The sequence below is a fragment of the Sinobaca sp. H24 genome, from assembly GCF_023845525.1.
This window is the reverse complement of sequence record NZ_JALBWT010000003.1, coordinates 172313-191077: the sequence shown is the minus strand read 5'-3', so window position 1 is coordinate 191077 and position 18765 is coordinate 172313. Positions and strand designations below refer to the sequence as shown.

Here is an 18765-nt window from a genome sequence, read left to right as displayed (position 1 = left end):
GCAGAGAAAATGAGGATAGTTATTGGACAGTTATCACATGAAACAAACACTTTTCTGGAAGAAACGACAGACCTGTCTTTTTTCGAAGCAGGGGAGTGGGAAATAAAAGAAACTCTGCTGGTCAATCACACAGGAGTTCAGGACTATCTTGGAGGGATGATAGAGAGCGCATCAGAAGAAAACATAGAAATTCTGCCTGCCTTATCTGCTCTGGCTTCTCCATCCGGTCTGATTGAAAAAGATACATACGCGAATATCAAAAAAGTGTTTTTGCAGGAGTGCCTCCAGTATTCCGATGTAGACGCGTATTGTCTGGCTCTTCACGGGGCCGGAGTAGTAGAAGGTATTGATGATCTGGAAGGAGATCTATTACAAACGCTCAGAAAAGAAATAGGCGGGTCTAAACCTATTGTTGTGACGTTGGATTTACATGCCAACGTTACAGAAGAAATGGCTGCACACGCAGATATTTTATTATCGATAAAAGAATATCCGCATATTGATACATTTGCGACTGGAAAAAAAGCACTGCAGCTTACCTCACAAATGGTAGAAAAAAAGATTAAGCCGGTCATGCATATTGAAAAACTACCTTTGCTTATTCCCACATTTACTACCATGCACGAGCCTGCCAAAACACTTGTTCTAACATGCAGAAGACTGGAAAAGCTGGCAGGGGTACTGGACTGTTCCTTCATTCATGGCTTTCCTTATGCCGACGTGAAAAGTGCCGGTGTTTCTGTTATTTGTATTACTGATGCGGATAATATTTTAGCAGAGGAAACAGCCATAACGGCTGCTTCAGCCATTTGGGAGGCTAGAGAACAATTCTTTCTATCTTTTTACTCTCCAAAAGAGGGGGTGGAAGCCGCCTTCTCCAGCAGGGTATCGCCTGTTATTATCAACGAAACGTCAGATAACCCCGGTGCAGGCACACCGGGTGACGGCACTTTTTTATTAAAAGAAATGCTTGAGAAAAACATAAAGAACAGCTGCTTTGGCGTTATAAATGATCCTGAAGTAGTGCAGCTGGCTCATGAAGCGGGGGCAGGTGAATATATCGAGTGCTCTATCGGAGCAAAAATAGATAAAAACACGGTCGTCCTCTTCAAATTAAAGGCTATGTAAAATCGTTAACCGATGGCAAATTCATTCAATCTTCTGCAATGTGGAAAGGAATGAAAAGAAACATTGGAAAAACCGCTAGACTGCAGATAGGAAATGTAGACGTTATTGTATGTTCCCGGCGGGCTCAGGTGTTTGATGATCAGGTCTTCTTACTGCATGGAATTGATGTTACTGCCTGCAGAACAGCAGGCCTGAAATCGAGCCATCATTTTAGGGATTATTACAGTACTTTGGCTGCCTCTATGATTACCGTAGATTCCCCGGGACTTAGTACAAACAATTTATTTTCGTTTTCTTATCAGCATATTCGTCCCTCTATGTATCCTTTTGAAGAAACAGCAGCGTACAGCGCCTTTCCAACTAATTTGTAAGCAAAGAAATGGAGGAAGAATAAAATGGGTGAAGCATTGATTAGTCCAGATGATTACTGGGTGTTGTGGGGATTTTTAGCTATATGGGCTGCAGTGAGTATTTATTTAGAACAAACATATCAATGGGCATCTAAGATTTCCGGAGCTATTATCGCCCTGCTGGGAGCGATGATACTTACGAACATTAATGTGCTTCCCGTAGAATCTCCTGTTTATGATGCCGTATGGTCCTACATTGTGCCGCTGGCGATTCCTCTTTTATTATTTCAAGTTAACTTGAAAAAAATATGGAAAGAAAGCAGCCGGATTCTTTTCATTTTTCTTATTAGTTCTATTGGAACAGTAGCGGGCACCACACTGGCTTTTTTAGCATTAAAAGATGTGATACCTGAACTTGATAAAATTGGGGCTATTATTACAGGTTCCTACATTGGAGGTGGAGTAAACTTTGCTGCAATGGCAGCTAAATTCGAAACACCCGGCGAATTGGTTTCCGCGACAGTAGTCGCCGATAACTTAATGATGGCAAGCTACTTCTTCGTTCTTATTGCTATACCGGCAATCGGATTTTTTAGAAAGAATTACCGGACTCCTTATATAGAAGAAGTAGAAAGAGAAGCGCAAAATACAGAAGGTAAAACAATTTCGGAAAGTTTTTGGTCAAGAAAGGACATTTCCCTTAAAGACATTGCGTTATCTATAGGCACAGCATTTCTGCTGGTCGTTGTATCTTTTAAACTGGCAGAGTGGTTCGCTTCGATTATTCCTTCCGGGGAAAACGTCTTCTGGTTTTATGCAGTACTTGGAGGAGTGCTCGGAGACAGTTATTTAATGTTAACTACGATTACTATTGCAGCGGTTTCGTGGTTTCCGCGGAAATTTGAAGCGATGAATGGCAGTCAGGAATTTGGAACCTATTTTATCTATATATTTTTCGTTGTTATCGGCATCCCGGCATCTTTACCAATTATTTTTCAAAATGCTCCACTTTTATTAGTGTTTGTGGCTATTGTAGTGATTATTAATATGCTTATTTCCTTTACTCTGGGAAAGTTCTTCAACTTCAGTCTGGAAGAAATAATTCTCGCAACGAATGCTAATGTAGGGGGACCTACTACGGCAGCAGCCATGGCTATAGCAAGAGGATGGAAAGATTTAATTGTTCCGATACTGCTTATAGGTACTCTAGGTTATATTATTGGTAACTATATAGCGACAGCCATGGGATTGTGGTTCTCTACTTTTTTTTAAAGAAAGATCAAATGTCATTTTTTACAAATCAAGTCGGCAAAACCGGCTTTTTTTGTTTATACTAGGCTAAAAGAGAGGAGTCGGTACCCATGAAAAATGACAAGCTGGCTGAGGCGTATATGTCTCCGAAGCGCCGGATGAACGCAATGATCGGTGCGGTCTTTTTGATGGCGACCTCCGCGATAGGACCGGGGTTTCTTACGCAGACTGCCGTTTTTACCGAGCAGCTTCTGGCGAGCTTTGCCTTTGTTATTCTCGTGTCGATTATTTTAGACATCGGTGCACAGATCAATATCTGGCGGATTATTGCGGTGGCTAAAATGAGAGGACAGGATATAGCAAACGCGGTTTTCCCAGGGCTGGGCTACCTGGTGGCATTTTTCATTATTCTGGGAGGGCTTGCCTTTAATATTGGAAATGTAGGAGGCGGCGGGCTTGGCGCCAATGCCCTGCTCGGCGTAGATCCTACGGTAGGCGCTGTGTTAACTGGTATTATCTGCATTGTGATCTTTTTATTAAAAGAAGCCAACGCTGCCATGGATCAGATCGTCCGGTATCTGGGCATTGTGATGATTGGGTTTACGGCCTATATTATGATCATCAGTAATCCGCCTTACGGGGAAGCTGCTCTTCGCACGGTTGCTCCGCTCGAAGTCGACTTTCTCGTGATTATTACGATTGTAGGAGGAACGGTTGGCGGGTATATTACCTTTGCCGGCGGTCACCGTCTCCTGGAGGCCGGAATTACCGGCCGGGAAAACTTAACATATGTAACGAGAACGGCTGTCTCCGGCATCATTGTAGCCTCGGTGATGCGTACCCTTCTTTTCCTCGCTATCCTTGGAGTAGTCGCTGCCGGGCATTCACTGGACGCCGGCAACCCCACAGCTTCTGCTTTCCAAATAGCGGCCGGGGACATCGGCTACCGGATATTCGGTCTTGTGCTCTGGTGTGCGGGTATTACTTCTGTCATCGGAGCAGCATTTACGTCGGTATCGTTTCTGACTACTTTTCATAAAAGCGTGGAGCGGTACAAAAATTATTGGACAGTAGCTTTTATCGTACTTTCGACAACGATACTGGCTATTGTAGGGGAACCGGTAACGCTGCTTGTTCTGGCAGGAGCTGTAAACGGCCTGATTCTGCCGCTCACTTTAGGATCGGTTCTGCTGGCTGCCCACCGTGTCAGTATTGTAAAAGACTACAAGCATCCAATCTGGATGACTATGTTTGGTGCCCTTGTAGTCGGGCTGACGACGTATCTGGGCATTTATACGATGATAAATATGCTTCCACAGCTGTTTTAAAGGAGGAAAAGCATGGCGCACTATATTGATTTAAACTGCGACCTGGGAGAAAGCTTCGGTCCTTATGTACTGGGTAACGATGAAGAGGTATTAAAAGAAATCACATCAGCCAATATAGCCTGCGGTTATCATGCAGGAGACTACCGGGTAATGGCGCAGACCGTTAAACAGGTTGCCGTCGCTGGCGTGGCGGCAGGTGCACACCCGGGGTTTCAGGATCTGCAGGGTTTCGGGCGCAGGGAAATACAGATAAGCCCGGAAGAAGTCTACCAGTTGACCGTCTATCAGGTCAGCGCGCTTCAGGGTTTCTGCCGCATAGAAGGCACAGCCATGCAGCACGTAAAGCCGCACGGCGCTTTATATAACATGGCGGGCAGGGATCCGGGGCTCGCTGAAGCGATAGCCTCAGCCGTTTACGATGTGGATAAAAGGCTTATTTTGTTTGGGCTTTCCGGAAGTGAGCTTGTGAAAGCGGGGGAGAGACAAGGACTCCGCGTGGCAAAGGAAGGATTTGCAGACCGCACCTACCAGCCGGACGGCTCCCTCACTCCGCGAGGCCGGGATAATGCTGTTATTCATGACGCTGATACGGCGGTCCGCCACGTAAAGCAGATGATTTTGGATGGCACCTGCACTGCCGTAGATGGGACAATCATTCCATTAGAAGTAAACACATTATGTGTTCACGGAGACAATCCCCAGACACTGGCTTTTACAAGATCGCTTCGTCACATGCTGCTTGAAGAGGGCATTCAGATTCGTTCTTTTACCTAAAAACCGTCCGGCTTAGCGGCCGCACGGTTTTTTTATGCCCAAATATTTTCCAGTTCCCACGTAGTAATAGTGAATGGGGACTTTTCAAATGGGCGGAGGAATACTTCCCGGGAATTTTCAGAAGGGAAGATGCGCGAAGTGAAAACATTCTCTCCATCATTAATGAAAATTTCTATAGAAGAAGTGTCTAAAAAGATGTGAAGATTCTTCAGTTTTTCAATAGCAGTTCTTCTTACTTCTTTATTATTGTTTTTAGGGTTGGTACGTTCAAAAGTAAACGTTTGTTGAACAGTATCATAATGAATTTCAGCTGTATTCCGGATGTTGATCGTAAATGAAGCGCTAGGACATTCGAGAAGCATCTCTAATGTATTCTTCTCAGAAATAGAGAAGGCCGTTCCGGTAGTAGAAAGAGAAGGATAATGATACAAACATTTGTTATTTCGTAACAACATTAACTCATTCACAGGATGTTGATGAATTTTACCATTTACCAGCTTGAGTTCCCGGGGGAGCGTCATAGCATGAATCCAATTGTTTGTAAGTGTAGGATGGTACTTTTCTGTTTCTTCCGGCATGCCCATCCACGCTACCATAAGTCTCCTTCCTTTACTGTCGATCATAGTCTGGGGCGCGTAAAAATCAAATCCGTTATCTAATTCAGTAAAAGCTCCGTGTGTGTAAGTTTTATTTTGATAATCCATCATTCCTGTAAAATAACCGGACTGAAACAAATTATTGAACTCATCTCCCTGCGCTTCCAACCCCTGCGGAGAAACAAGGAGAACGTCCTTTCCCTCTAAATGAAACAAATCCGGACATTCCCACATATAACCAAAATAATTCAAATTATTAACGTAAGAGCCTGCGATAGAGCCATGGTGTACCCAATGGTCGAGATCCGTACTGCTGAAAAAAGCTACTTTACCGGTTAAGTCTTTTCCCTGGGCACCGATAACCATATACCAGACGCCGTTTCGTTCCCACACTTTCGGGTCCCTAAAATGGGAAGTATAGTCAGAAGGCAAAGTAATAATAGGGCCTTCTTTCTGAAAAGCTTTTCCGTCTGAAGAAATTGCACGGCACTGATAGGTGGAACGTTTGCCTTCGTGATCTTTAACATTCCCAGTATAAAAAAGAAGGAGAGATTTATTAAATGTTATGGCACTTCCTGAATAACAACCATTTTTATCATACCAGCTGTCCGGGCAGAGTGCCGGCTGCTGCCGCTCCCAGTGAGCCAAATCTTTAGATGTATAATGCCCCAGTGTTTCATTTCATGTGTAGGGGTGAATGGGTTCCATTGATAAAAAAGATGATATATACCATCGTATTCAATAAAACCGTTTGGATCGTTTAAAAGCCCTTGAGAAGGGGTGAGGTGAAATTGAAGACGGTAGACATCAGTAAGGGGATCCTGGTTGTTTGAAATCAAAGGAATATTCTCCTTTCTTTATAAAAATTAAAGAGCATTGGATTCATTTTTAACGAGATTTTTTTTATCGGAAAATCCAAAGAGCCAAGTCAAAACAAATGCCACAGCAATAGCCACGATATTAACTAAAATATAAGAAAAAATTTGTTCATTTAAATAAAGAAGAGCTCCGGGGAGAACAGTGATAGCCATTCCCGTCCCTTGGAGATTTAATAAAGAAGCTAGGAAACCACCGGCGCCTCCTCCAATAAGTCCCATAATAAAAGGTGTACCGTAACGAAGATTCACTCCGAAAATAGCTGGTTCAGTTATTCCTAAAAGAGCGGAAAAAGAGGAAGGATAGGCTAGTGCTTTTAATTTCTTCGAACTGGTTTTTACTGCAACTGCAAGAGCTGCTCCGCCCTGAGCTGCTACAGAGGCAGTAACAATGGCGTTATAAGGATTACTCCCTGTAGATTCCAGCATTTGAATTTCCAATAAATTAAATACGTGATGGACGCCCGTTATAACGATGATTTGATTGAAAAAACCAATCAGCAGTCCAGCAATGCCAAACGGCCAGTCCAGAACAGCCAGCGTACCGGTTAAAATAACATTTTCTAAAGCATGCAGACTGGGCCCCAAAATAAACAAAGCCAGAGATATCATTATCAGTAGTGTAATAAAAGGGGTGACTATAAGATCCAGTGATTCAGGGACTTTCTTTCGAATTTGTTTTTCGAGCTTAGCACCTACTAATCCGGTAATAAAAGCGGGAAGCACAGAACCTTGATACCCGGTAACAGGGAGGAAATTAAAAAACATAATTGGTTCTGTTTCATTAGCAGCCACTTCCCAGGCATTAGGTAAGGCAGGGCTTACAAGCATTAAACCCAGCACCAGTCCAATAATCGGACTGCCCCCAAACACACGAAAGGCAGACCAGGCAACTAATGCCGGCAGGAATACAAAAGCGGTATCGGTAAGGACTTCTGTAAATAATAGAAAATTTGCGGAAATATTATCAGGAGTCATGCCAAACCAGGCCAGAATCTGTTCTTGTAAAACCAGCCCACGTAGTCCCATAAAAAGACCGGTAGCTACAAGGGCAGGGATAATCGGAACAAACACATCGCCAAAGGAACGGATCGCTCTTTGAAACATATTTCCCTGCTCTGTGTTTTCCTGTTTTTGCTGTGATTTCGTAGATTCAGGGGTTCCAAGCTTTACGACTTCTTCGTAGATTTTATTAACGGTTCCTGTGCCTAATATAATTTGATACTGGCCGGAATTATAAAACGCTCCTTTAACTTTTTCTGTGTTTTCGACTTTTTCCTGATCAATTTTTTCTTTATCCTTTACCATGACCCGTAACCTGGTTGCACAGTGTGATACTGAAGAAATATTTTCCTGTCCGCCAACGGCCTCGATAATTTGGGCAGCAATCGCCTTGTTCATTTGAAATCCTCCTTGTGTGTAAAATAATGTTGTCACACCAGTATGTGTAATCGATTACACATTTAAAAAATAAAAAATATAATTAATTAATTAGTGAAGCAAAACATGTTATCGATTACACATTGACATCAATGTGTAATCGGTTACATATTGTGATCATACGCTATCTCTAATTAAAAGTCTATAACCTAAAACAATTTTTTTAGTCGTGTTATCTTTTGTCCGAATTTTATTTAGGATTAATTTTGCTGCCTGCCGTCCGGCTTCTTCGTTTTTAAAATCTATTGTAGTTAAAGCAGGGTCAACGTTTTCAGAAATTTCGGAAGCCCCGATACCCGCAACTGCTACATCTGTTGGAATGGAATATCCCGCTTTTTTTAAATAGCGCATTGCACCAACTGCTAAACGATCTGTTACTGCCAGAAGCGCTGTCGGTTTGGTGACAGCATTTTCCATGATGGATTGCATGGCGTTAAAACCTGGTTGAATGCCAAACAATGCTTCTTTCATTAAACCGGTCTCTACATGAAGTTTATTTTCTTTCATAGCGTCTTTGTACCCTTGTTTTCTTAGGGAGCCCACGGCTTCATCTTTTTCATTTACACCAATAAAAGCTACATTCTCGTGACCTTGTTTTATTAGATATAAAGTTAATTCTTTAGCGGCGTTATAATTGTCATAAACAATATACGATTCATCGGCAAACTTCTGGCCGACAGCTACGAAAGGAATATTTATTCTTTTAATTTCTTTAACTAATGAAGGATCCACATTAGTAGCATTTAATATGATGCCCTCAACCTGCCTGCTGCGTAGAAGTTTTAAAAATTCAATTTCCTTCTGGGGGTCCAGATTAGAGGCAGCTAAAATAATTTGATAGCCATGAGCTGCCAGTTCCTCATTAATGCCATCCACTACACGGCTTGCTGATTCTGTACTGAGCTTTGGTATTATAACACCGATTACTTTCGTTTGTTTTGTTCTAAGAGACTTAGCGTGTTCACTTGGTATGTAATGATGTTCTTCGATTATTTTTAAAACCCTGGAACGTACATCTTCGCTGACATAACCGGAACTATTCAGAACTCTTGATACTGTTGCTCCTGAGACATTAGCTAAAGATGCTATCTCTTTTATAGTAATCAATGTAGTAACTCCTTTTCAAAAATACTAACCACCATTCTATTATACAAAAATAAACAATTCTCGTCCTCTATTAAAGAAGGAGAATTGTTTGTTGAAAAGAATTTTCATCAGATCAAAAGTTTTGAAGGCATCATATAGTAGGAAATAATGGAGGATCTATTAGAATGCGGTGTGGTATCGATGGCGGTCACTTTCGTTTCATAGGCACCAATGTTAAATTCTTCCCCAAGTTCGAAACCATCCCAATCGTTAAGGCTCTCGTCCAGAATGGGAGAAGTTCGCAGCGCTTCTACCGTATCGAAAAACAATACCTGCTGCTTTGTCTTTGGGTCAGCGGGAACATAAATGAATTGAATCACGGTGTCGTTGGAAAGGTTCAATCGATAACCACCTTCTTTTTATAGTATGTAAAGTTCTTTATAAAGAATTATATACGAATTTAATTATCTGTCAACAGGTTTTCGGGAGAATATATTTGTTCTTCACGAATTCTTCATACTTGTAAGGTAAGCTGAATGTATTCAAATAAAAATAAACAAAAGAGAGAGGCGTCTTACATATGCAGAAAATAACAGCAGGAAGCATCTTATTAACCGTTGTACTGGCTTTAGGAGCCTGCGGAAACGGACAGGAAAACGAAAATATGATGGATGAAGACATGATGGATGAGGAGACGATGGAAGATAATATGTCCGAACAGGAAATGATGGGCGGAGATTCAGAAGGGCATATGAATCATTCCAGCTCCGGAGAAGTACCGGAAGATTTACAGGAAGCTGAAAATCCTGAATTTGAAGAAGAGAAGGCAGCAGGGCCACAATTGAAGCAGGCCACATGGAGGGCATGGAAGGAGCGGAAGCCGTTATTGAAGGCGCATATGATACGACCGCCTATGCCGTCTCTTATACACCGGAAAATGGCGGAGATCCTGTAGAAAATCATAAATGGGTGATACATGAAGAGCTGGAGGATCCCGGAGAAGCTCCTCTTCAGCCTGGTGATACAGCTGTTATGAATACCGATCATATGGAAGGTATGATGGGAGCAGAAGCAGAAGTTGATTCAGCGGAAAATACGACAGTTTATATGATCACCTTTACCCCGACCAACGGGGGAGACGAAGTATCCAATCACAAGTGGGTGACGGGTGAAGAATTATCTGAAACAGAAGAATAATCAGCAGGGGTGGTCCCAAAATCTATTTTGTAGATTATATTGTTCCCCTTTAATGAAAAAAGGTCCATTAAAAAACCTCGTATTCCTTTTAAAAGGAATACGAGGTTTTTTTCTTTATCATAATGATCATTTCTGTTGAAAAGAAGGGCTGTCGCAAATTTAAAAAGGCCAGGCGGTGACTCCGGGCAGAACAGCCATCGGTGAAGAGAAAGAGGGTGCTCTTCTCCTCCTCTTCAGCTGAGGCATGGCCTGCCGGAAGCTTCCGCCTGGTCCTGTTTCTATCTTTTTGTTTTCCGACTATTTTTACTTCTTTTTTTCCGGCGTAAGGGCTACACCTGGCAGAAGGGAACAGGTATGCTTGTAGAAGGAAAATAAGATGCTATGAATAGAAAGGTGTTCAACGTATATGATACAAAATCCGCAGGGTAAACAGCGGCTTGGCTTAGCAGTGCTTCTCAGCCTGCTTGCTATTCTTGGTCCGCTTAATATTGATATGTACCTGCCCAGCTTTCCAAACATTGCCGAAGAGTTGAATGCCAGTGCTTCCATGGTCCAGCTCAGTTTAACCACCTGCCTGATTGGACTTGCCGTCGGCCAGATCGTTGTTGGGCCGATCAGTGATGCCAAAGGAAGAAGAAGACCATTGATTATTTCGCTGATTTTATTTGCGGTTGCTTCCTTTCTCTGCGCAGTCGCGCCGAATATTACGACACTGATCATCGGCCGGTTTCTGCAGGGATTCACCGCAGCCGCCGGGGTTGTCCTTTCCCGTGCAGTCGTACGGGATATATTCAGCGGACGGGAGCTGACTAAATTTTTCTCCCTTCTGATGGTCATTAACGCAACAGCCCCGATGGCAGCCCCGATTGCGGGCGGCGCTATCCTGCTGCTGCCTTTTGCCAACTGGTCGACTATTTTTCTTTTTCTCGCCCTGCTTGGCCTGATCATCGTCATCATTATCAGCCTGCGGCTCGAAGAAACCCTTCCTATGGAAAAAAGACTGCCGAGCACGCTCAGGCAGTCCGTCGGCACACTGTTTGACTTAACGAAGGACAAAGCATTTATCGGCTACGCCCTTACTCTCGGGTTTGTGCACGGCGGCAGCTTTTCATATGTGTCCGGCACGCCATTTGTGTACCAGGGCATATACAACGTATCGCCGCAGGTGTTCAGTATTTTATTTGGGATTAATGGTATTGCTATTATTATAGGAAGCTTTCTGATTGGACGGCTCTCTGGTATCGTCACAGAGCGGACGCTTTTGCGGACCGCGGTTCTGGTTGCCTCAGGTGCTACGGCTTTTCTTCTTACGATAACAATAATAGAAGGACCGCTGGCACTCATTGTCATACCTATTTTTATTTATATGACAGCGATGGGGATGATATTAACAAGTTCCTTTACGCTCGCGATCGCAAAACAGGGTCACCGGGCAGGAAGCGCAAGCGCGCTGCTCGGCATGCTGCCGCTGCTGATCGGGTCTATCGTCTCTCCGCTTGCAGGAATTGATGAAACAACCGCGGTGCCAATGGGAGCCATTATGTTCAGCACAACGATGCTCGGCCTGATTGCCTTTTTCACTTTAACTGAGAAAAAAACAGATATTATGTAACAAAAAAAGACCGGAGGGGGGTGCCCTCCGGTCTTTCATATAGTCTACTGGAAAAACGGCATAATAAGCGCGTAACCGATAATAACAGCAAATAACAGCGTCATATGGTTCAGCGAAAAGATAAACATTGTTTTTGCCCATTTTTCCGGAACCATTTTTTTATAGGTGGCAATGCTTGTAATCAACCAGGCGGCGCTTAAAATAAAAGCGACAGCTACTATAAAAGAGCTGAGCTGGATGAAAAGAAAGCTGGAAAGCACGAGCGCAATAAGGTAAACGTTCGTTTGAATATACGTCCGGCGGTTACCCTTTACGACAGGAAGCATCGGAATGCCGGCTGCTTTGTATTCATCGTGACGGCGGATCGCAATTGCATAGAAGTGCGGCATCTGCCAGATGACCATAACAATGAACAGGCCCAGTACTTCCAGGTGCATAAAGTCATTTGTAATAGCGGCCCAGCCGATTAATGGCGGCACGGCTCCGCTGATGCTGCCAACCTCTGTATTGTAAATAGTGCGGCGCTTCGTCCACATCGTATAGGGGACAACATAAAGAAAGAGCCCCAAAAAGCCCATAAGAGCAGCAAGTGGTGAAGCAAAGGCCAGAAATCCGATACCGGAAAGAGACATTATAGTACCGAGAATAAGAGCGTTCCGGGAATTCATACGTCCGGTGACGGTCGGTCTGTTTTTTGTACGGTCCATAACTTTATCAATATCCCGGTCATATACATTATTGAATGTACCGGCGGCACCAATGACGAGTGCTGATCCGATGACTGCGAGAATAATTGTTCCTATCTGGTCGAAAAAAGATATTCCATTTATAAATAGTGCAAGGCTGATCCCCGCGAACATGACAATTAAATTGGATTTAATGATTCCGGTTTTTATCGTCTCAGCAAGTACTTTACGGAGTGCCTGCTGCGGAACGAGGAGAGAGTCCTGTTGAGCATTATGCTCGATATTTTCACTTCTCATCTGCTTCTCCTTCCCCCTTGAGTTGAAATGTTATGTAACCAATGTATCATATTAATACTATCAAATCCCGAAATCAAGAAAGAGTTCGGGATGTTGTCAATAATATGTGAACGCTTTTTGACTAATATCAGATAGTTCACACAGCTTTCGTTCAAAAAACGCTACCACTTATTATACCTTATACGCTTACATTTTACGAGAACTTAAATAGGACTAAACACTCAAAATAGAATGAAGTAATAAAATACAGGTTTGAACACGCAGCCGACGTGTTTCTATTTTATAGTATGCTTAAATAAAAAAGTATTTAGTGAATAAATAAGCCCCGAGGCACTGGACAGCACCGGCAAAGACACTTACTATAAAAAGAAAGAGAACAAACTTTCGGGAGGTGGCTATATGAACAATCAATGGATGATTGCAGCAGCAATGGGCTTTGCTATAGGCACATCCGGTGTTCTTCCCGCCCAGGCAGCTGGAGCGGCAGACCAGTCTGCGGCCCTCGAAGGCAGGGAAGTAGATGACACCCTCGCTTTTCAGTGGCAGACCGCATTAAAGCAGATTGCCTCCCAGTATAATATCGATGTAGAAAACAAAGCGCGTCTGGATGTTGTCGAGGAGATCGAAACCGCTGTTTTAAAGCAGGCAGCCAGCCAATATAACGTTACCACGGCGCAAAAAGAGCCGCTTGATGTTATAAAAGATATTCAATCCATTCAGCTCAAGCAGGCAGCAGACGTTCTTAACATAGAAGTAAAAGGAAAAACGCAGGATGATATTGTCGGAGAAATAATGGATCATCACGAAATAGAGGCAGAAGCCAAAGGTCTGTTTCCCTTTGTTTCCTACTTCGCTGTATAAATCAAATGGATGGAAGAGCCGATACCGGCTCTTTTTTTGTTTCTTCAAAAGCATATGTTACTAGAAGCAGTAATTCGGGAATCAATAGGTATAGTGAACAGGAAGTCGTTGTTTGATATATAGAGAACAATCACCATGTCATTATAAGGAGGACCGGTTATGCAGTACACACAGGAAGAATTAGTACAACGTTTAAAAACAAATGCCGTTGTCCGTCAGAATGGCATTGAAAAAATAGACAAAGGAATTCCTTTTTATGAAAATAAAAAAGGAATGGACCCGAGAGTAAAGCAGCTTATGCTGGACGAAGAAAGCACGAAATTAAAAAAACCGATTGAGCTGGCGGACCTGGAAGAAATCCGCAGCAGCGGTGGTTTCAAAAATGCTGATTTAAGCCAGGGGATCCGCACGGAAAACAGAAATATCTTTCAGGAAGACAGTACCTTGCGTGTGCGTGTCTATAACCGCGGAGAAGAGAAAAAACCGGCTATCGTCTATTATCACGGCGGGGGATTTTTTGAAGGAGATATGGACGTGGTGGAAAATCCATGCAAGCTTTTGGCTCAGGAAACGGGAGCTGTTGTTATTTCCGTGGAGTACAGGCTTGCTCCGGAATTTCCTTATGCCGCTGGTCTGACGGATTGTTTGGAAGCAGTACGGTACGTATATGATTTTGCCGATGAGCTCTCTATAGATCGTGAGGTCATCGGGCTGGTTGGAGACAGCGTAGGAGGCAATTTGGCACTTGGCGTGAATCATTTGAGCACAGGTGAACCCTGGACCATTTCTTATTTGGGCCTGTTGTATCCGCTCGTTGATCTATCTGATTTTTCAGGCGAAAAATGGAACATGGCAGCGTATGATTTTTCAGAAGATGAAGCATTGATACGAAGGGAACTTATTAATATGAGACAGTCTCTTTTTTTTATCCAGTCTCTTTATTTGGACGATCTGGAACAGGCTATATCGCCTCTCGTATCCCCGGTACTGAGTGAAGTGAAGCAGAATATTCCGCCCGTTACCATTATTACGGCTGAATTCGATTATTTAAAGGTTCAGGGGACAGAATTTGCCCGGCAGATAGCAGATGCTGCCGTTCCTGTCCGCCATATTGAATATAAAGGCATGGATCATGCCTTTGTTGAAAAGCTGGGCTATTATCCCCAGGCAGCTGATGCCATTTCTGAAATTTCCCGGCATTTTAAAGAAACAGTATACTGACGATTAGACCATCTGCCTTTACGGAGATGGTTTTTTGTATGAAGAAAATTCACTACAGCTGATTAAAAATAAGTAGTTACGGGAAAGGGACTGAAGGACTAAAAATACAGGTTTTTTTCATATAAATAGAAGAGTCTGCAGGCAGATATAAACTGCTGCAGCGTTCTCTTTGAGGAGATGCATAAAATGGCAGGACACGATCAGCTGAGAAAGCAGATGCGCGAGAAAGAAACGCGGCAGGTTTATGGAAATATGGAAAAGATGATTAAGCACATCCCGGACCAGGAAGAAACCGGAGGGCTGGATCCAAGAGTAAAGGAATGGATGCTTACATCAGAGCCTGATAAAACGAGAAGGCCTCTGGAAGTAGATGATCTGGAAGAGATCCGTGAGCACGAAGGCTTCCCAAATACAGATATCGCTCCTTTTGTATCAAGCCGGGAACTTTCCATTGATCTGGAAGACCGAAGCATTCCTATCCGTATCTATAATGAAGGCGGGGAAAAAAAGCCGGTGATGCTTTATTTTCACGGAGGCGGATTTTTCAGCGGAAACATCGGCATGGTGGAAAATCCATGCAAGTGGCTCGCACACAAAGCAGATGCAGTGGTAGTTTCCGTTGGGTACCGTCTGGCACCGGAGCATCCATTTGCAGACGGATTAAATGACTGCCTCGAAGGAATCAGATGGGTATGGGAGCAGGCAGATCAGCTGCAGGTAGATACAGATAACATCAGCCTGGCAGGCGAAAGCGCAGGGGCTAATCTTGCTCTTGGAGTAAGTGAACTGAGCCTGGAGGAAAAATGGGATATTAAGCATATAGCCCTTCTTTATCCACTTGTTGATCTTGCAGACTTTACCGGAGAGCAGTGGAAAATAGACCAGTATAAATTTTATAACGATGAAGCATTGATACGGAAAGAATTAACGAGTATGCAGCAGTCCACCGTGTTTATTCAATCTTTGTATCTTCAGGATTTGAATGAGGCGAACTCGCCGCTTGTATCACCTATTCTCAGCGAAAATAAACACAAACTGCCGCCTATGGCTATTATAACGGCAGAGTATGATTATTTAAAAATACAAGGGCAGGAATATGCCAGACAAGTAGCAGCGGCAGGCGTTCCTGTGAGCCTTTGGGAATATAAAGGAATGGATCATGCTTTTGTTGATAAGCTCGGCCTATATCCCCAGGCAGCTGACGCATTAACAGAATTAGCGGACCACTTTCAGGAAGTCAGAAACGGAAAACAAGCGGCAGAATGGAAAAAAGGTTCTTAATATCATCAAATTCAGGCATGATAAACAATTATTCTCATAAATGGATAGAATCTAAGCCCGAAATTGTATAAAATATCCTTATGGCTTTAAATGATGCAATTCTTAGGACATGGGATGGTGAATACGATGGATGAAAGTTCTTTATGCAAAGGGCTGGTCTCTTTAAAAGGACACAAGCTTCGTCTGGTATATGCTCTTCTGCAGAGAACAAATACCATTGATTTGTTAATTTCGAGGGGAAGAGAAGCGCTGTCTGCTGAAAGCGAAGATGCTTTCGGCTCGCATCTGGAAAAAGAAATCAGCCAGCTCGAAGGCGAAGAAGACGCTACGCTGCAGCTGGATATTTTTTCAGAACTCGGCCGCCTGATGAACGTCATACAGCCGCCGCTGACGAGCGAGGCGGCAATTAGAAGTCAGGCAGACAGTATTCTGGAACATGCTTATTCGTATTTGGAAAAGCAGAATAAAGTATTTAAACAATTTGCTGACGTGCAGACGGGCGGCACAAAATTAGATCATATGATTCATTTTATTATGCTCTCGCTTTTAGATATTATCGATACGGAAACAAAAGAATATTCGGAAGAGGAGCTTGAAGCAACGGCTGTAGCTCTTCATGACGGTTACCTGGATACGCTTTCGGATGAATCCAAACAGGAACTGGCCTATCAAATTGGAAAGCCTGTTACAACCACGGCCGAAGTGAAGCGGATTATCCGCCGCTCTGAGCTCAGCACGCTGTTTTTCTGCTGCGGCATGAATAGAAGGAGTTTCTTCTTATCTGGGAGTAAAAACAATGCTTCCAGTTCTTTTAAAACGAAAGGGAGTAAGGGTGCCGTTTGCTGAGCAGACAGACACTTCTTATTTAACCGCTGCTTTTGCATCACCTTTCTTTTTCCTGCCTGTCATCCTGGGAAACAGCTTTTTCTCGCAGGGAGCCCAGCATTTTTATTTTAAAAAACTGCTTGTGCCAAGTACTATCGTGTACATTTCCCTGCTTTCCTCGACCGTAGAAGAAGAGACGTGTGAACCGCTGCTGAAAGCCTGGGAAAAACGTACGGCCTTTTATAACGATGAATTGGAGCGCGCGGAACAGTTAAAAAATAAAATATCCGCGCAGGAATCCGTGATCCGCTCCCAGGAGCAGAAAATTCAATCGTTAAAACAGGAAATGGATAAAAGTATGTCTGCTCTTGATGAAGCAAAAAACGATATTTGGCTGTCTTTGTATACGAGCGGTTTAAAAGAATGGGATATTAACGATACGTTTTCTTCACACCGCAGGGAATACAGAGAAGCGATGAATCGTCTGAATGAAATTGAACGCCAGCGCCGGAAGCATAACCCGCGCGCCGGATTTCGAAGCATGATGAACCGGACGGCAGCTCACGTAACAACGTATATGGACGAAAAAGAAAAGCGTGAAGCCAACGAGGCAATGCGGAAGATGGTGGATGAGTTTATTGACGCAGAGCATGCGTACGAACCCCACAAAAAAGCAGCAGCGCTGGAAAGAAAGAAAAAGGTAGATGACCTCCAGAATGAGAAACAGGAGGCGGAATACCAAAAAGAGCAGGAACGCCGCCGCTGGAAAGAATATAAAGAACAGTATAAAGAAAATCTCGCCTCGATCCGGGCGCTTGAACGAGATAATGGATCGATTACGAAGTAAAAAAACACGATCCTCCTGTGTGGGGATCGTGTTTTTTTATGATGAAAGAAAGGGGATTATTCTGCGCTGTCTTCGAGACTTTCTACGACAAAATCAAGCTGGCTTTCAAGGGAAACGGGATCATTAAAGAAAGAGGCAGCCGTATCCAGTTCATATACGTTATCCTCCTGCACGGCGGGAAGGTTCTGCCACACATTGCTGTCATATACTTCATCTGCCGATCCGGTTTCCGATTCCTGCCATGGGCTTGTGAAAATAATATCGCCGGCATAATCATCCAGCGCTTCCAGTGAGACATTGACAAAGCCTTCGCCGCTGTCAATAGCATCCTCCTGTACAGCATCAGGGGCAGCCAGGCCGAATTCATCATAGATGATTTCGCCGCCGCGGGCAAACGTATTGCCAAAGACGTAAACGCCTTTTTCAAATGGCTGGATAAGAGAAATTGTCCGGTCGCCTACGCTTTCCTCTACAGAGGCGCGGTTTGCTTCGATCGATTCATCCCACTCTGTAATCCATGCTTCGGCAGCTTCTTCTTCGCCTGTCATGGTGCCAAACTCCTGCAGCTGTTCTTTAAAAGGAAGCTGGCCATAATCAATCGTTACCGTAGGAGCCACATCCTGAAGCTGTTCGAGGTTTTCATCAGAGCTTAATGTAACAATAAGATCAGGTTCGAGGGCCAGTACCTGTTCTACTGAAGTGCCGTCTCCTAAATCCTCAATTCCTTCTGTCATTTCTTCGTCAAAATAGGGGTTTTCCAACGCCTGAGTCGTGGCTCCTATTGGCTTTTCATCCAAAGCCAGAAAATATCCGACGTAAGAAGGGGCGAGCACGACTATATTCTGCGGATCTGCTGGAATATCAAAGGAGCCGTTGGGTCCTTCATAGGTTACGGTATCACCGGAGCTTTCTTCCTGTGTATTTTCTTCTTCAGAGGAGTCTGTTTCTTCAGAGCTATCTGTACCGCCGCCGCAGGCAGCCAGAAGCGTCAGTGCTGCTGCCGAAGCAGTAAACATGCTTCTATGTATCCATTTTTGCATGATAAATCTCCTTTTTTTTGTTTAATTGATAAAGATTATCATTATCGTATATTTTTTTTATTGATTTTGC

The 18765-nt window shown here is 43.5% G+C and carries 16 protein-coding genes and 2 pseudogenes; 12 read left to right on the top strand and 6 right to left on the bottom strand.

Features of this window, described 5'->3' with window-relative positions:
• The first annotated feature begins 9 nt into the window (after positions 1 to 9).
• The 4 genes and pseudogenes from MMY81_RS06660 to MMY81_RS06645 all read left to right on the top strand — a co-directional run bounded on the left by MMY81_RS06660 (position 10) and on the right by MMY81_RS06645 (position 4831).
• Positions 10 to 1499 (top strand): annotated as a pseudogene (locus MMY81_RS06660) (M81 family metallopeptidase).
• 24 nt (positions 1500 to 1523) lie between these two features.
• A complete protein-coding gene (locus MMY81_RS06655) occupies positions 1524 to 2750 on the top strand; it encodes a DUF819 family protein (protein WP_252312153.1) in 1227 nt (408 codons plus the stop codon).
• Between the two features lie 89 nt (positions 2751 to 2839).
• Positions 2840 to 4057: an NRAMP family divalent metal transporter gene (locus tag MMY81_RS06650; RefSeq protein WP_252312152.1), complete on the top strand. Its 1218-nt coding sequence runs from the start codon at positions 2840 to 2842 to the stop codon at positions 4055 to 4057.
• A 12-nt stretch (positions 4058 to 4069) separates the two neighbouring features.
• Positions 4070 to 4831, top strand: a complete 762-nt coding sequence (locus MMY81_RS06645; RefSeq protein ID WP_252312151.1) for a LamB/YcsF family protein — start codon at positions 4070 to 4072, stop codon at positions 4829 to 4831.
• Positions 4832 to 4863: 32 nt separating this feature from the next.
• Here the strand turns inward: MMY81_RS06645 and MMY81_RS06640 are convergent.
• The 4 genes and pseudogenes from MMY81_RS06640 to MMY81_RS06625 form a co-directional block, all read right to left on the bottom strand.
• A pseudogene (locus MMY81_RS06640) lies at positions 4864 to 6266 on the bottom strand (glycoside hydrolase family 32 protein).
• Between the two features lie 27 nt (positions 6267 to 6293).
• A complete protein-coding gene (locus tag MMY81_RS06635; RefSeq protein ID WP_252312150.1) occupies positions 6294 to 7703 on the bottom strand; it encodes a sucrose-specific PTS transporter subunit IIBC in 1410 nt (469 codons plus the stop codon).
• Positions 7704 to 7859: 156 nt separating this feature from the next.
• On the bottom strand, positions 7860 to 8849 hold the full coding sequence (locus tag MMY81_RS06630; RefSeq protein ID WP_252312149.1) for a LacI family DNA-binding transcriptional regulator: 990 nt from the start codon (positions 8847 to 8849) through the stop codon (positions 7860 to 7862).
• Between the two features lie 107 nt (positions 8850 to 8956).
• Positions 8957 to 9229, bottom strand: coding sequence for a hypothetical protein (locus MMY81_RS06625; RefSeq protein ID WP_252312148.1), 273 nt, complete (start codon positions 9227 to 9229; stop codon positions 8957 to 8959).
• A 179-nt stretch (positions 9230 to 9408) separates the two neighbouring features.
• On the opposite strand from MMY81_RS06625, the gene MMY81_RS35035 reads away from it, so the two are divergent.
• The 3 genes from MMY81_RS35035 to MMY81_RS06615 all read left to right on the top strand — a co-directional run bounded on the left by MMY81_RS35035 (position 9409) and on the right by MMY81_RS06615 (position 11637).
• Positions 9409 to 9783 carry a hypothetical protein gene (locus MMY81_RS35035; RefSeq protein WP_374561485.1) on the top strand — a complete coding sequence of 125 codons (375 nt, stop codon included), beginning with the start codon at positions 9409 to 9411 and terminating at the stop codon, positions 9781 to 9783.
• Positions 9684 to 10025 (top strand): YdhK family protein, encoded by a 342-nt coding sequence (locus tag MMY81_RS35030; RefSeq protein ID WP_374561483.1) that lies wholly within the window; start codon positions 9684 to 9686, stop codon positions 10023 to 10025. Before MMY81_RS35035 ends, MMY81_RS35030 begins: the two co-directional genes overlap by 100 nt.
• 406 nt (positions 10026 to 10431) lie before the next feature.
• On the top strand, positions 10432 to 11637 hold the full coding sequence (locus MMY81_RS06615) for a Bcr/CflA family efflux MFS transporter (protein WP_252312147.1): 1206 nt from the start codon (positions 10432 to 10434) through the stop codon (positions 11635 to 11637).
• A 44-nt stretch (positions 11638 to 11681) separates the two neighbouring features.
• On the opposite strand, the gene cyoE is transcribed toward MMY81_RS06615, so the two are convergent.
• Complete coding sequence (gene cyoE, locus MMY81_RS06610; RefSeq protein ID WP_252312146.1) at positions 11682 to 12620, bottom strand: heme o synthase; 939 nt, start codon at positions 12618 to 12620, stop codon at positions 11682 to 11684.
• A 399-nt stretch (positions 12621 to 13019) separates the two neighbouring features.
• Between cyoE and MMY81_RS06605 the strand changes: the two genes are divergently transcribed.
• From MMY81_RS06605 to MMY81_RS06585, 5 genes are all read left to right on the top strand, one after another.
• Entirely contained in the window at positions 13020 to 13481 is a 462-nt protein-coding gene (locus MMY81_RS06605; RefSeq protein WP_252312145.1) for a hypothetical protein, read from the top strand.
• 159 nt (positions 13482 to 13640) lie between these two features.
• Positions 13641 to 14702: an alpha/beta hydrolase gene (locus MMY81_RS06600; protein ID WP_252312144.1), complete on the top strand. Its 1062-nt coding sequence runs from the start codon at positions 13641 to 13643 to the stop codon at positions 14700 to 14702.
• 186 nt (positions 14703 to 14888) lie between these two features.
• Positions 14889 to 15983, top strand: coding sequence for an alpha/beta hydrolase (locus MMY81_RS06595; RefSeq protein WP_252312143.1), 1095 nt, complete (start codon positions 14889 to 14891; stop codon positions 15981 to 15983).
• Positions 15984 to 16109: 126 nt separating this feature from the next.
• Positions 16110 to 16829: a hypothetical protein gene (locus MMY81_RS06590; RefSeq protein WP_252312142.1), complete on the top strand. Its 720-nt coding sequence runs from the start codon at positions 16110 to 16112 to the stop codon at positions 16827 to 16829.
• Positions 16780 to 17655 carry a hypothetical protein gene (locus MMY81_RS06585; protein WP_252312141.1) on the top strand — a complete coding sequence of 292 codons (876 nt, stop codon included), beginning with the start codon at positions 16780 to 16782 and terminating at the stop codon, positions 17653 to 17655. Before MMY81_RS06590 ends, MMY81_RS06585 begins: the two co-directional genes overlap by 50 nt.
• 56 nt (positions 17656 to 17711) lie before the next feature.
• On the opposite strand, the gene MMY81_RS06580 is transcribed toward MMY81_RS06585, so the two are convergent.
• Positions 17712 to 18695 (bottom strand): ABC transporter substrate-binding protein, encoded by a 984-nt coding sequence (locus MMY81_RS06580; RefSeq protein WP_252312140.1) that lies wholly within the window; start codon positions 18693 to 18695, stop codon positions 17712 to 17714.
• Between the last annotated feature and the right edge of the window lie 70 nt (positions 18696 to 18765).

Coding starts and splice junctions, on each gene's coding strand:
- MMY81_RS06635 (WP_252312150.1), bottom strand. CDS start 7,703: ATGAACAAGGCGATTGCTGCCCAAATTATCGAGGCCGTTGGCGGACAG.
- MMY81_RS06595 (WP_252312143.1), top strand. CDS start 14,889: ATGGCAGGACACGATCAGCTGAGAAAGCAGATGCGCGAGAAAGAAACG.
- MMY81_RS06590 (WP_252312142.1), top strand. CDS start 16,110: ATGGATGAAAGTTCTTTATGCAAAGGGCTGGTCTCTTTAAAAGGACAC.
- MMY81_RS06645 (WP_252312151.1), top strand. CDS start 4,070: ATGGCGCACTATATTGATTTAAACTGCGACCTGGGAGAAAGCTTCGGT.
- cyoE (WP_252312146.1), bottom strand. CDS start 12,620: ATGAGAAGTGAAAATATCGAGCATAATGCTCAACAGGACTCTCTCCTC.
- MMY81_RS06615 (WP_252312147.1), top strand. CDS start 10,432: ATGATACAAAATCCGCAGGGTAAACAGCGGCTTGGCTTAGCAGTGCTT.
- MMY81_RS06580 (WP_252312140.1), bottom strand. CDS start 18,695: ATGCAAAAATGGATACATAGAAGCATGTTTACTGCTTCGGCAGCAGCA.
- MMY81_RS06650 (WP_252312152.1), top strand. CDS start 2,840: ATGAAAAATGACAAGCTGGCTGAGGCGTATATGTCTCCGAAGCGCCGG.
- MMY81_RS35035 (WP_374561485.1), top strand. CDS start 9,409: ATGCAGAAAATAACAGCAGGAAGCATCTTATTAACCGTTGTACTGGCT.
- MMY81_RS06585 (WP_252312141.1), top strand. CDS start 16,780: ATGCTTCCAGTTCTTTTAAAACGAAAGGGAGTAAGGGTGCCGTTTGCT.
- MMY81_RS06600 (WP_252312144.1), top strand. CDS start 13,641: ATGCAGTACACACAGGAAGAATTAGTACAACGTTTAAAAACAAATGCC.
- MMY81_RS06655 (WP_252312153.1), top strand. CDS start 1,524: ATGGGTGAAGCATTGATTAGTCCAGATGATTACTGGGTGTTGTGGGGA.
- MMY81_RS35030 (WP_374561483.1), top strand. CDS start 9,684: ATGGAGGGCATGGAAGGAGCGGAAGCCGTTATTGAAGGCGCATATGAT.
- MMY81_RS06605 (WP_252312145.1), top strand. CDS start 13,020: ATGAACAATCAATGGATGATTGCAGCAGCAATGGGCTTTGCTATAGGC.